The sequence below is a fragment of the Sporomusa sp. GT1 genome (assembly GCF_014634905.1).
Taxonomy (GTDB): Bacteria; Bacillota; Negativicutes; order Sporomusales; family Sporomusaceae; genus Sporomusa; species Sporomusa sphaeroides.
Genome location: NZ_BMBX01000038.1, coordinates 14,439 through 27,880 on the forward strand (window position 1 = coordinate 14,439; position 13,442 = coordinate 27,880).

Below are 13,442 nucleotides of genomic sequence, written 5' to 3' on the forward strand. Positions count from 1 at the left end.
ACTCCTGCCGACTATTGTCAAGTTATTCTCATTGCCTTTATTACAAGCAGCTGTTGCTAACACCTGGCGGTTATTATTAACCTGCCATACATTGCCTGTGATTATACAAATGCCGGGTCTTGTCAGGCCAAGAAAAAAGGAGGCAGCACCCCGGTTGGGGCATTGACTCCTTGTTGTATATTAACCGGCCATAGTTTCGTATAGAACATCGATATCCTGTTCTTTCAGCAAGGCCTGTACCCTGGCCACATCCTGTGGGACAGCATCGGGAACACCTTCCAGAAGGTAGGGTTTGCCAAGCTCTGCCCACTTTTTGCGGCCAAAAGTATGGTAAGGCAATAGTTCCACAACCGCCTGTCCTGGCAGTGTTTTTATCAGTCCGGCCAAAGCATGGATGTCTTCCCGGCTGTTGGTTATCCCGGGAATGACGACATAGCGGACAGTGACAGGCATGACGGCTGAAACTTTTTTCAGATTAGCCAGTATCCGGGTATTGTCAGCACCTGTCAGCCAATGGTGTTTTACCGGGTCAACGGCTTTAATACTGAACAATACCGCATCCGTGTAGGGCAGCACCTTGTCCAGATGTCCGGCAGGGTAATTGCCGGCCGTATCCAGGGTAGTATGCACCTTCTGTTCCCGGCAGCGTTTAAATACGGCAGCGGCAAAGTCAGGCTGCAGCAGCGGCTCACCACCGGAAAGAGTGATGCCGCCGCCGGAAGCTTCATAATACCGGCGGTATTTTTTTATATCGGCCATTACCGCTTCCACGGTAATGGTTTTATCGCCACGCACCCAGGTATCGGGGTTGTGGCAAAATTTGCAGCCCAAAGAGCAACCGCCCAGGAATAGTACATAGCGAATGCCCCGGCCATCAACTGTGCCAAAGGTCTCGATAGAGTGATAGTAGCCATATTGCTGTGTCATACTGTTCCCCTCCTGGTACGATGTAATGAGATTGCCATACTCCACTGCATTTCGCCCGCAATGCCGCTGGCCGCGAAAGGTACTCCGGTCATTGCGGGCGCAGCGTGGCAATCTCGTCTCCCGGTATTCTGTAGGGCGGGAGCTGACATGGCAATCGCATTCTATTTATTCGGGTTGCTAAACGGCTTCATAGAAGGTGCGGCTGATGACCTCCCGCTGCTGGGCAGGCGTCAATTTAATGAAGTTAACGGCATAGCCTGAGACACGAATGGTCAACTGCGGGTATTTCTCCGGATGCAGCATAGCGTCTTCCAGCACAGCACGGTCAAGCACATTAACATTGATATGATGACCATTGCTTTCCGAATAACCGTCAAGGACTGCGGTCAGATTGTTGACCCGCGAATCGGGGCATTTGCCCAGTGCTGCCGGCACAATGGAAAAGGTGTAGGAAATGCCGTCCCGGCAATCTTCATAGCTAAGCTGGGTTACCGAGTTGCAGGCAGCCAGCGCACCGCGGCGGTCACGGCCATGCATGGGGTTAGCGCCCGGGGCAAAGGCTTCACCGGCTCGGCGTCCGTCCGGGGTTGAACCGGTCTTTTTGCCATACATAACGTTTGAGGTAATTGTCAGCACCGATAAGGTGTGTTCGGCGTCACGGTAAGTGGGATGCTTTTTCAGATTGGCAGAGAATTCGGCAGTCACTTCTTTGGCCATCAGGTCAACCCGTTCGTCATCATTGCCATAGCAAGGGGCCTCACCGATGATTTCAAAGTCGGTGGCAATGCCGCGTTCGTCGCGGATAGGCTTGACTTTAGCATGCTTTATTGCGCTTAAGGAGTCGGCCACAACCGACAGGCCGGCAATTCCAAAAGCCATGAGGCGGCCGACTTCCGTATTATGCAAGGCCATTTGCGCTCTTTCATACGCATATTTGTCATGCATGTAGTGAATAAGGTTCATAGTGTTGACATACAGACCGGCCAGCCAGTCCATAACCACCGAGTAGTTTTGCCGAACGGTTTCGTAATCCAGATATTCCCCGGCCGGAACAGGTATAACCGGAGCTACCTGTTTGCCGCTGACTTCATCGCGCCCGCCGTTGATAGCCATGAGCAGCGCTTTGGCCAGATTGACCCGGGCACCGAAAAACTGCATTTGCTCGCCGACCCGCATGGCTGATACGCAGCAGGCGATGGCGTAATCATCTCCATACTCGGGACGCATGACATCATCGTTTTCGTATTGAATAGCGCTGGTATCGATGGATACCTGAGCGCTGAATTTCTTGAAGTTCTCCGGCAGCGCCGTAGACCAGAGCACCGTCAGATTGGGTTCAGGCGCCGGACCAAGGTTATACAGGGTGTGCAGGATGCGGAAAGATGTCCTGGTAACCAGCGGACGTCCGTCAAGGCCAACCCCGCCAATAGCTTCGGTTACCCACAGCGGATCACCGGCAAACAGTTCATTGTATTCCGGAGTTCTCAACTGGCGTGCCAGCCTGAGCTTTATCACCAGCTGGTCGATAAGCTCCTGGGCTTGTTCTTCGGTAATTAACCCGTTCGCTAAGTCACGTTCCAGATAGATGTCAAGGAAAGTGGACACCCGGCCTAAAGACATGGCCGCACCATTTTGTTCCTTAACGGCAGCCAGATAGCCGAAATACAGCCACTGCACCGCTTCTGCCGCCGTTTCAGCCGGACGGGAAATATCCAGTCCATAAATTTCGCCCAGGGTAATCATTTCCTTGAGGGCCCCGATCTGACGGGCCACCTCTTCGCGCAGGCGGATAACGTCTGACAGCATCGGCTTTTTCGCTAATTCCTGCATATCTTGTTTTTTGGCTTCTATTAATTTATTAATGCCATATAAAGCAATCCGGCGATAGTCGCCAATAATCCGGCCACGGCCATAGGCATCAGGCAAGCCGGTAATAATGGCGGCGCTGCGGGCCAGCTTCATTTCGTCGGTGTAGGCCATGAATACGCCGGCGTTATGGGTGGTAGCATGATTATGATAGGTTTCGCTAATCGCTGCATCCAATTTATAGCCATAAGCCTCGCACGCTTGTTCGGCCATGCGAATACCGCCATTGACAATAACTCCTCGCTTCAGCGGAGCATCTGTCTGGAAACCCACGATAACTTCTAAGTCTTTATCTACATAACCTGCACCATGAGAAGTGATGGTTGATACCCGGGTAGGATCAATGTCGAGAACACCTTTATTATCACGCTCTTGCTTTAAGAGTTGAGAGCATTTTTCCCACAACTGAGTGGTTCTGGCGGTGGGACCTGCTAAAAATTGGCTGTCACCTGCGTACGGAGCATAGTTTTGCTGGATAAAATCACGGACATTAATACTCTCCTGCCAATCTTTTCCCTGGAAACCTTCCCATGCTTTCATGTGTAAGTCCTCCTCTTAGAAATATTCTAATAATTGGTATATAAAAACCGTCTGAGCATGAATGCCCAGGCGGTCGGCCTTCACCGTTTACAAACCGTCTATCACTTTTTTGCGCCGCCCGGTCTGCCTTCGGTCATATAAAATTACTTAACATAGGATATTGCTTCTTACGACATATATCGACGTATTTTGCCTTTGTATACATTATGCGGCATTGTCTACACTTTGTCCAGTAGCTGGTAAAAAGTAAATATTTTCTCAAATATTATAAAAATCACAACATACAGTTAATATTGCAGCAACATCCATAATTAACATTATGTAAACAAAATACCAAGCAAACATAAGGGGCTGCCGCACTCATATAGTCAGTGCGGCAGCCCCGGATTCACTCAACATTATTATACGGATCCCAGTCAGTCACAGCAGCCAGTTCCTTCCGGGCTGCGGCAATGTCGTCAAGCAGCCTGTCCTTATCTTTCGGCAAGGTGGCTGCCAGGGCAATATGGTTGGAAATATGATTGCTGCGAAACAAGCAATGCTCGGCTGGTGGCAAGTCAATGCCACTCACCAGTTCATAGAGTTCCCCCATAATTTCAGCCGGCGACAGCGGCGCAAACCGGCCGGATTCAAACTGCTCCAGCAATTCACTGCCCCGGTACAGCATCAGCGTTAAAGCGCTCAGCATCTGGGGCCTGATGGCATTTACCACCCGGGCCGTATTCGCGGCATGCCGGGCCGAATGTTCTTTGCCGCCAAGGCCGGCAATAATCATAACCGACAATTTGATGCCGGCAGCCACAATGCGTTGACCGGCCTCAATGGATTCGGCCGCCGTTACCCCTTTATTTACCCTGCTCAACACCACATCATCACCGGACTCCAGGCCATAGTAAACCAGCTTAAGCCCGGCAGCTTTCAAAGCCGCCAATTCTGCCGGAGTCTTCTGCAGCATATCTCTGGGGCCTGCGTAGCATGCCACCCGCTGCAAACGCGGAAAGGTTCGGGCCAGCGCGTCAAGTATGGCTAATAACTTGTCTGTTGCCAAAACCAGCGCATTGCCGTCTGCCAGGAATATCCGCCGGATGTGCATGGCATATGGCTTGGCGGCATGAATCTGGTCCATAATTTCATTCATTGGCCGGGTGCGGAATTGCACCGACTTGTACATATTGCAATACGTACAGGCATTGTGCGAGCAACCGACAGTCACCCGCAAAATAAAGCTGTGTGCTTCACTGGGCGGCCGGAATACCGGCCCTTCGGCATTATCAAAATACAAAGTATCACCTCTTTATGTTGGCCCCGGCAGCAATGGCGGTAAGAAAAGCCGAACGAATGGGCTTGACTGCCATCAGTGCTTTGACCGGAGCTGATTTTTCAATAACTGCAGCAATACGGCCTAACGCCCGGTGACTTAACCGTGAGGGATCATCGAACAGGAAATTGCTCAGCTTTCCCCGTTCGATGGCCATCGTCACCATACGGTCAAAGGTTGTTTCCGGCACCATCACCCGCCGGTCGCGGCTGGCCATACTGATACAGCCAAGCTTACAGGCCGTATAGCATACCCCGCAGCCCAGGCACAGCTCCGGCTCGCACACCGCCCTGGACCGCTCAGCCCCGCTGGCGCTGTCAACAGTAATGGCTTCCACCGGACAGGCCTTAACACACAGGCCGCAGCCGGTACAGCGTGAGCCTTCTATGCGGGCTGCCCAGTTGGAGGTCACAATGGCTGTCCGGATATTAAAGGTCCTGACAGCCTGGAACATGCCGCAGCAGCAGCCGCAGCAATTACACATAAACCCCACCGCGTGCTGTACATTATCGGCAATCTGCGCTAACCCTGCCTGCTTGCACTGTTCCAGCACCTGCATGGCTTCACCGACAGTTGCCGCTTCAGCCATCCCCTTGTTTATCAGTATCCGGGCACTATTGCCAAAAGTCAGGCAGGTCCTTAACGGCGCTGCGCAGGCCTTGTCCAAATGACCGGCTTTGTGACGGCAGGCGCAAAGCGATATCCCTACAGTTTCGGCGGTTGTAATAACATGGCTGGCCTTTTCCCAGTCAAGCACTTCCGAGTAATCATCCAAAGCCTCTTCTCTGACCAGAGTACGCCCCAGTTGGGTGGTCTCCCGAAAAACGTCGCGGGCAAAACGGTCATCCCGGAACATATATTCTTCAAACAGTTCTGCCAGCTCCCGCAGATCAAGGTTATCACGGCTGCGCATATAGACAAATTCAAAGAAGCCAATCACTACCGGGGCCAGCACCACATGACACTGGCCTTTATATTCGAAATCAAATACCAGCCCTTTTTCCGCCATAATGAGCAGCTTCTCCCGCAAGTCCTCCGGCTCAAGGCCGGTCTTACGCGCCAGCGCCGCTATTGCGACCGGCCGCAGTGGAATTTTTCTGGCGATAGCCGCCTCTGCCGGTGAAAATAACAGCTGGAGTATGCGGATAAATACCGGCGAATACGGTGCGCCGGTGATATTCTGGTCCAGCCGCTGCTGCAGCAGCCGGTACTCGCGTTCCTGATTCACTATATGCCCCAAAGCTTAGTCCTCCCGCCATTCAAATACCTTTGGCCGAATTCATACATAGTATTGCTATTATACCAAATCCACCCGAAATTAGCATCGGAAAACCGGTGCTGTAAGGCGAAATTATCGTGCTTGGTGTTAAAGCAAGGCCAAGCTATGAGCGTTAGCAAAGCCCCTGGCGTGTGCCGGGGGCTTTGCTGACGCTATCTTTTTTGATTTAAGATCAAATCAACTATGCCAGTTTCTTTTACAGTTTTCGAAAGCTTAGTGTTGTCTGCTATCCACTGATCCCTAAATTGATCTGAGTCCTGATATTTCATTTCCATGCCGAGGCTCTTCACTCTTTCTTTGAATTCAGGTTCGTTGATAATTTCTTTTAATCCAGCTGCCAATTTTTCTTTTTTCTCAGGAGAGAGCCCTTTAGGAGCTACGATTCCTTGCCAAAAATTAAACGCCAGATTTATTCCTTGCTCTTTAAATGTAGGTACATTTTCAAACTCGGGTATAGTTGACCGTTGATCCTCGGCAACTCCCAAGACTCTAACTGTACCATTTCGGACATGTTCTTTTAGCGAAGTGGCCGAAGCTACAAAAACAACTTGAATGTGTTCACCCAGCAGCGCGGTTAGAACCTCTGAATCTCCTTTAAATGGAACTTGTGCCATATTAATTCCAGCCTCTTTTGCAAACATCTCAGCTGTGATATGCAGTGCAGTTCCTAAACCAGCATGTCCAAATTTTATTTCATTGGGATGCTGCTTAGCATAGTCTATTAATTCATTTAAATTATGCCATGGACTTTGAGAGGAAACAGCCACAAATCCTGGCATAGATACAGCTTGTGCTAACGGCTCCAGCGCCGTAGTATAATGATATTTGGTTTGTCCATATAAAGGTTGTAAAATCACGCTTGGACCGATAACCCCTATTGTATACCCATCTGCAGGTGCACTGGCTATCTGATTCATCCCGATTGTAGCAGCTCCACCAGGAGCATTAATAACTACCAAGGGTTGTCCCAGGTGTTTTTGCGCGTATTTTTCCATTGTTCGAGCTAATATATCGGAGCTTCCTCCAGCCGCAAATGGCACAATTATCGTTATTGGTTTATCCGGATATTTTACTGTCATAACTTCTTTATTATTCATAAAATAACCTCCCCAAATAATTGTTAAGACTAACAGGCCGGCAATGAAAATAAGTAATTTTCGTTTGAAATCCATTGGACTAAGCTCTCTCCTTTCTGCATCATAATTCAATATTCATCAGAGCAAGCGGAAGGCAAAGTAATAGCAGTTAATCGTTTTCACATCATAATCCCCTCCAATATGTAAAATTTTGATAATTACAGAATACGGCAACTTACATTATATTCCTGCTTGCGGTAATTTATTATTAAAAAAGAAGCAGGGGGAGAAGCAAGAAGCAAAGGGACGCTCATTTTGCTTCTCTTTTTGAACTATCTTTCTACTACAGGCGCTTTGAGTCCTCTCAATGCCAATTGACAGAGGGACTGGGGAAGGTGCTTATGTCCTCAAGAAAGGATTATTGAAAAACAAGACAGCACCACTCTCCCCTGCCTTCTAATCATCGTACTGGCCGGCAAAACTCAAGAGATCACGGATAATACCGCATTAATAATAATATCCGGTCTATCTATATGGACACCATGTCCTGATTGTTCCGCTTCAATATATTTGCTATTTTTCGATAAATCCAATTGCTTTGTGATTAATTCCTGCCAAACGTCTTCAATCTTTTTAGCCAACTGCTCCGGCATGCCTTGTGCGGTGAGCAACCGGACTGAATAATCCGGGTCTCGTCCTATCACAGTTAAAGGAATCTGCGGAAAACTACCTGCAACTCGAATGGCTTGTGCAGAATTCTCCAGTTCCTCCATTTCTTCAGCCATCGCCTGATACATCTTAGGATTGATTTTAAACTGCAATATTCGCTCTCTGGCCTCGACAGAAAAATTAGTGAGATCAGGTACCGATTGAGAAGAAAGTTTACTTTTAATCTGCTCCGGTTCCATTTTAGACCAGAGCCGCCACATCTCAATCATGTGTTTATTTTGATTACTGCCTATGGCGTCATTCAGCAGATGCATGTCTGTGGAGTTGGCTTCTACTAAAACAGCGGCACTTACATAATCAGGATGACTGATGGCAAAATGCTGCACACATAAGCCGCCATATGAGTGTCCGACTAAAATGACAGGATCATGGATATCTAAGTTGCCAAGCAGTTTATATAGATCATTCACCGTGGAATTCGTATTCTTTTTTTCTTCGCCTAGTTCGCTTTTACCACACCCTGCCCGATGAAATACTATGACTTTTGCTTGTTTAGCTAAGCCATTGACTACTATCTCCCACTCATCCATTGAAGAAGCCATCCCAGGTAAAATACATATACATTGCCCTTCGCCGGTAATCATAACTTCAATATCCTTGTTTCCTATATTCACCAAACTTCGCATAGTAAGCCTCCATCGCTATAACAGTCCCATACTTAGGTTCACCAGTAAATGGGCATTCATGTAAAGGGGCTAACACCGCAACGAAAAAATTATCAGCAATCATCGTAACATAAAAACCAGGAAGCCGACTCTCGACTCCCTGGCTTAATGCCGCCACATAGTAATATGGTACAAGTCCTGTCAACGTATTCCTTAATGAAAAGAAAATACTCAATGGGGGGAGTAAAAATCAAAGAAGCAAAATGAACGTCCCCTTGCTTCCTCTAGCCTTCTACAGGTGCTTGGGGTCCTTTCAATTCCAATTGATAGAAAGCAAGATCCAGCCATTTATCAAATTTAAAACCTGCTTTTTTAATTACACCCGAAAATGTAAAGCCCAGCTTCTCATGCATTTTTATGCTGCTTCCATTTGCTGCATCAATTCCGGCAACAAGTGTTGCGTATTCTCTTTCATTGGCAATTTTTATTAGCTCCTGCATTAATCTTGTTGCAAGCCCCTCTTTTCTATAGTTCTCATGCACATATACCGAATGTTCTATGGTGTATTTATATGCCGGCCAGGGTCTAAAGGGGCCAAAGGTAGCAAATGCAGCCACTTTACCATGTTGCTCAAATACTAACAACGGATAGCCAGCCTGCTTCTTCTGTTCATACCATTGTGTCCGGTCTGCCAGCGTATGAGCCTGATAGTCATAGACAGCAGTGGTGTTTAGTATAGCATCATTATAAATTTCCAGAATGTCCATTAAATCTTTTTCGGTTGCTTCCCTGATCATTCTTTCAGTTCCTTTCACAATAAATTTGGATTCTACATGTTAACCGGCTTCTTTCTCGAATTTTTGAAACTTTATGTTATCCCATTAATAATACTAATTACACCACACAAAAAGATAATCGTTAGCGAAACCTTGCGAAAAACACTCTTACTAATTTTTACAAAAACCTTTTCTCCCAGCCATGCCCCGAGTAAAACTGCCGGAACAACGTAAATACTCTCTCTAAAGGCATTGAGGTCTAATGTTTTCATTAAATACATGATGATAAGTGTTGCAATATTGGCAAGGCAAAAGTAATGTACTATATTTGTGCGCAAAGTTTCTTTTTCCTGCTGTTGATTCATAAAAAATAAAGCAACAGGGGGGCCGTTGAGACTTGTTGACCCTCCCAGAAAACCGCTTACAATTCCAACCAAAATGGCTGCAAGCTTTATCCTTTTAACTTTAATTACATAATTGCCTGCCATAAATGCCGCCATAAGCAAAACCAGAATGCCAATATATAATTTAAGGACAGCCGCATCTACTATCGTAAGCAAGTATACCCCTGGCAAAATGCCAACAAGACTGGCAGCAAACATCGGCCATACAAGCTTGGGGTCTGATTTGCCTTTTGTTTTATACATAACCCAAAAATTAGATACTAAAGCGCCAAAAACCGTTAATCCCACAACATAATTAGGATTTATATACAACAGCAGCAAGGGGGCGCTTACTGCCGCAAACCCAAATCCCGTTATTGACTGTATAAATGAAGCAAAGCAGATAATCAAAAAAATAATGATATAATCCATGAATTTCTCTTCCTCCAAGTTCCGGGATGACTATCTTGTACTTCTTTGGCATTGTTCGCTGTTATTCTAATTCAAATGCGACTTATATTCAAACGCTGTTATTCCATAGATTCTTTTGAAATACTTATTTAAGTGAGATAGATCAACAAATCCACATTCTGCTACAACTGAATAAATATCCTTGCTTTTTTCTAGTAACTGCTTGGCACGATTTACTCTACAAAAGATAAAATACTGATATGGTGAAGTTCCGGTATTAGCTTTAAACAACCTGATAAACTGAAATTTTGACAAAGCAACTTCTTTGCATATTTCATCAAGGCTCATTACACCTTCTAATTTAGAATAAATCATTTCTTTTGCTTTGTTAACCAGCTTATTATCTCTTTTATAATCTGTAAAGATATTAGTTGGATTAATGGTATCTATGAGAGATAGGAGCAGTTCACTGCACAAGGCTTCATCATCTTCACTCTGAATTGCATTTGAAAGATTTAGGATACTATTCCTAAGAACCTGACTATAGACGACCGGGGACGCAAACCGAACCATATCCTTTTTGCCTAGTATATCCAAAAACAGTTTCGGCTCAATATATAGCATAACATAATCAAGACCCGAACTATCATGTGCTCTACCATCATGCACCTGTTCAGGATTAAAGAGCATAACACCATTCTCATATGAGGCATGGAAACTGCCATCTAAATTATACTCTTGAATGCCGCGCAGGGTTACACCTAAAGCGTATTCCTCATGACAATGCTTTTTATATGTGAAATCTGTAAAGCTAGCTGATAGTGCAGTAATATCTGATGATTTTTTATATATGAATCGCTCCACGTCCTCACCTCTCAATAAGCTCAACCAATCCTGAGCCCATTATAGCAGAATATATCAGAAAAAGTGCCATACTTACATTAACCAGTTTTTGATATTTCAGCAAGATTTCCTTGAAAATCGCCCCGAAAAGCACCCAGGTGACAAATGCTAAAAAGCCAATAGCAGTGATAATCGCAACAAATATTGCTAATAAATAGGGTTCAGTGTAGTATGGCATAACAAAACCGGGAATTACCGTCATGGCAAATAACACTACCTTGGGATTGACAAACTGCATGATAAATCCCGACCTAAATGTTGCAACTTGTTTTTCAATTGACCCTGATGTGTCCATTTTATATATCTGATATGCCAAATACAAAATATAAAGAGTTCCTATTATCTGCATCACAATCAATAGTTTCGGTATTACGGCCACAAGCATGGTATTTAATATGGCGGAGATGGTAAGTAGGGTCCCAAAGGCAATGGTTGCTCCATACGAATATTCCATAGCTTTTTTTATTCCAAATCCCTGCACCGTAGACAATATAACAATATTGGTAGGTCCAGGTGTAAAGGTTACAATAACGCAGTATAGTAAAAAAGATGTAATGTTCATGATATAAGCTCCTCCGAAAGTTAATATCATGAATTATATATCAAGTAAAGTTGATGAGATAGTATATTATTGCAAGGCTGCATCAGCCCGGCAAGTAATTAATATAACGGCTCATCCATCTTTGAGCCAAAATGGATGAGCCGTTTTCCTTCTTATATGTATGCTATATTCTCTTGAATAGTGCTGGTAGTCCGTTGGAGTCCCAGCAGCCTTGCTTCTTTCGAAGATCAGAACTTAAGAATTGCAACTAAAAGCCCTTTCCCTGCTGGCATTACTTCAAGTCTGCCGTTTGTTCCAATTTATCAATGCGGAATTGCAGCTCCATCAATTTTTCCTCAATCAACTGAACCAGCTTTACAATTTCACTATCCATATTCTCCTGGTTTTCCATCACCTGCTGTATTAAAAGCAGCAAAGGCAACAGCTTGTTTACCTCAATTATTACAGAAGGATGTTCCGGCTTAACTGCAGGCCCGGCACCAGGCTGTCCGCCCAGGGCAAGATGGCTGGCAATTGTCTGTTCGATCTGTTCTAATGATAATCCGCTTTCCTCCATCTTTTTGAAATTTCTTAAAATCTCCGGCACACGCCACGAAACTGCGCCGCCTTGCATCAGGGCGCAATCAGAGGGAACAAACTGCGAAAGGCTAGACAAATAGCGTTTCGCGTCAAAAGCAGATACCTCTGCTTTTTTTAATGCTTCCGATTTTGGTATCCAGTTTCTCACTGTTTTCTCCTTCCGCTATCAACTCTCGTACCAAAAAACACGGCCAAACATTCTTCGCCCGCCATACCGGCCCAACATATCGGATGCTGCAACTGTTTGTTCAACACCTTGCTGATTTCGACCAGCACCTGATCCTCAGTCTGATTACCATAGAAATCGTTGACCTTATCTCGGAGATTACTTGACTTCCGTAACCAGGAAACGGCAAGTCCTTGCTCCTGTGCACCAGCAATCAATTTCTTTTGCCCGCCATGATTTTTGGGTACAACTTTCAAATAGAGCCGAAATAAAGCCCTCGTCATAAATGCACGTTTCATAGTCTAGCTCTGAGAGACCGGAACAATCTATATCCTCATCAATTGTCAGCACAACCCTGCCTTGTTCAAGCAGAGCTTCCTCAATTTTTAAAATACCTATACGTTTTTCCTTCAGAATGCTTTGCGTTTTACTGATAAATTCATCAATAGAAGTTACCGGGTAAATATATTGCTGATAAAATTCAGTTCCGGCCAGTTTGCCGGCTTTAAAAAAAATAGCATCTGTGTTCTCCGTACCATAGTCTCTCTCCAACACATCTCGCAGGGTAAACTGCATCAGCCGGTATGTCTCCAGTTCAACCTGTGTTCCTAAATTCGGTCTGTCGTTCATATTACCAAGTAAATTCCAATTAAACTGATATTTTCTTATTGAAATCGTCCTTTCATCATGTCATATCCTGAAGTACGGTGCGGCAATTTCACCAACGGTCTTGCTAATGCAGAGAAAATAACCGTTTCCAACTTATCAACTGTATTGATAGAAAATCCCTCCCGGTCTAACCGGCTGTAGAACCGACAGTCAGTCCAAGTATTAAAGCATTAGAGGGATTTTTTGTTAAAAATAGCTTATCATTGCTGATACTATGTTTCAATTAGACCACTCTCATAAAAACATACCGTCCAAGTTATACCAGCATTCGAATTTATACCCTATCTCCGGCGTATACTGGCTCACCACCTTATGTCAATGACCGTCTCTCCATTTCTTGGTTCTAGTCCCTCTTTCCGTCCGGGTCAATCGATGCAGGATAGCCATCCTGTCCCGGCTTTTTTGTTGCCTGATATAATCAAAAAGACTCCAGATTATACAGACGGTAGAATTAAATTTCCCTACTTTCCTGTTGATTCTACCGACAACGTATCCAAGAACAAATATGATTATAGTGGGCATTGAAAAGAGAAGTGTTATGTTACATAATAAAAAGATACCCCGAAATTCGCACTATGGAGTTCCCCCTGTCAAGTAGACAACGATAAAAAAACAACTATGCAGCCATCTTTTCCCGGTACTGTATCGGGGAA

12 protein-coding genes are annotated in these 13,442 nt (G+C 45.3%); all 12 read right to left on the bottom strand.

Features of this window, described 5'->3' with window-relative positions; genetic code table 11:
- Positions 1–180: 180 nt before the first annotated feature.
- The 12 genes from pflA to GT1_RS20785 all read right to left on the bottom strand — a co-directional run bounded on the left by pflA (position 181) and on the right by GT1_RS20785 (position 12,750).
- Positions 181–927 (bottom strand): pyruvate formate-lyase-activating protein, encoded by a 747-nt coding sequence (pflA, locus tag GT1_RS20730; protein WP_188400304.1) that lies wholly within the window; start codon positions 925–927, stop codon positions 181–183.
- A gap of 177 nt (positions 928–1,104) precedes the next feature.
- Entirely contained in the window at positions 1,105–3,333 is a 2,229-nt protein-coding gene (gene pflB / locus GT1_RS20735; RefSeq protein WP_188400305.1) for a formate C-acetyltransferase, read from the bottom strand.
- Between the two features lie 388 nt (positions 3,334–3,721).
- Positions 3,722–4,615 (bottom strand): radical SAM protein, encoded by an 894-nt coding sequence (locus GT1_RS20740; protein ID WP_188400306.1) that lies wholly within the window; start codon positions 4,613–4,615, stop codon positions 3,722–3,724.
- 4 nt (positions 4,616–4,619) lie between these two features.
- Positions 4,620–5,891: a 4Fe-4S dicluster domain-containing protein gene (locus GT1_RS20745; protein WP_188400307.1), complete on the bottom strand. Its 1,272-nt coding sequence runs from the start codon at positions 5,889–5,891 to the stop codon at positions 4,620–4,622.
- A gap of 191 nt (positions 5,892–6,082) precedes the next feature.
- Positions 6,083–7,027 carry a tripartite tricarboxylate transporter substrate binding protein gene (locus GT1_RS20750; protein ID WP_188400308.1) on the bottom strand — a complete coding sequence of 315 codons (945 nt, stop codon included), beginning with the start codon at positions 7,025–7,027 and terminating at the stop codon, positions 6,083–6,085.
- Between the two features lie 461 nt (positions 7,028–7,488).
- A complete protein-coding gene (locus GT1_RS20755; protein WP_188400309.1) occupies positions 7,489–8,361 on the bottom strand; it encodes an alpha/beta fold hydrolase in 873 nt (290 codons plus the stop codon).
- A 263-nt stretch (positions 8,362–8,624) separates the two neighbouring features.
- A complete protein-coding gene (locus GT1_RS20760; protein ID WP_223226411.1) occupies positions 8,625–9,155 on the bottom strand; it encodes a GNAT family N-acetyltransferase in 531 nt (176 codons plus the stop codon).
- Positions 9,156–9,208: 53 nt separating this feature from the next.
- Complete coding sequence (locus GT1_RS20765) at positions 9,209–9,931, bottom strand: sulfite exporter TauE/SafE family protein (protein WP_188400310.1); 723 nt, start codon at positions 9,929–9,931, stop codon at positions 9,209–9,211.
- 66 nt (positions 9,932–9,997) lie between these two features.
- Positions 9,998–10,774, bottom strand: a complete 777-nt coding sequence (locus GT1_RS20770) for an AraC family transcriptional regulator (protein WP_188400311.1) — start codon at positions 10,772–10,774, stop codon at positions 9,998–10,000.
- A gap of 4 nt (positions 10,775–10,778) precedes the next feature.
- Positions 10,779–11,375 (bottom strand): LysE family translocator, encoded by a 597-nt coding sequence (locus GT1_RS20775; RefSeq protein WP_188400312.1) that lies wholly within the window; start codon positions 11,373–11,375, stop codon positions 10,779–10,781.
- Between the two features lie 271 nt (positions 11,376–11,646).
- The gene (locus GT1_RS20780; protein WP_188400313.1) at positions 11,647–12,102 is read right to left on the bottom strand and encodes a hypothetical protein; all 456 of its coding nucleotides are present in this window, start codon (positions 12,100–12,102) and stop codon (positions 11,647–11,649) included.
- Between the two features lie 177 nt (positions 12,103–12,279).
- Positions 12,280–12,750, bottom strand: coding sequence for a V4R domain-containing protein (locus GT1_RS20785; protein WP_188400314.1), 471 nt, complete (start codon positions 12,748–12,750; stop codon positions 12,280–12,282).
- Positions 12,751–13,442 lie beyond the last annotated feature (692 nt).

What these genes read in the sequence shown, in the direction of transcription:
- pflA (WP_188400304.1), bottom strand. Translation starts at nt 927, where the DNA reads ATGACACAGCAATATGGCTACTATCACTCTATCGAGACCTTTGGCACA.
- pflB (WP_188400305.1), bottom strand. Translation starts at nt 3,333, where the DNA reads ATGAAAGCATGGGAAGGTTTCCAGGGAAAAGATTGGCAGGAGAGTATT.
- GT1_RS20750 (WP_188400308.1), bottom strand. Translation starts at nt 7,027, where the DNA reads ATGAATAATAAAGAAGTTATGACAGTAAAATATCCGGATAAACCAATA.
- GT1_RS20755 (WP_188400309.1), bottom strand. Translation starts at nt 8,361, where the DNA reads ATGCGAAGTTTGGTGAATATAGGAAACAAGGATATTGAAGTTATGATT.
- GT1_RS20765 (WP_188400310.1), bottom strand. Translation starts at nt 9,931, where the DNA reads ATGGATTATATCATTATTTTTTTGATTATCTGCTTTGCTTCATTTATA.
- GT1_RS20775 (WP_188400312.1), bottom strand. Translation starts at nt 11,375, where the DNA reads ATGAACATTACATCTTTTTTACTATACTGCGTTATTGTAACCTTTACA.
- GT1_RS20785 (WP_188400314.1), bottom strand. Translation starts at nt 12,750, where the DNA reads ATGAACGACAGACCGAATTTAGGAACACAGGTTGAACTGGAGACATAC.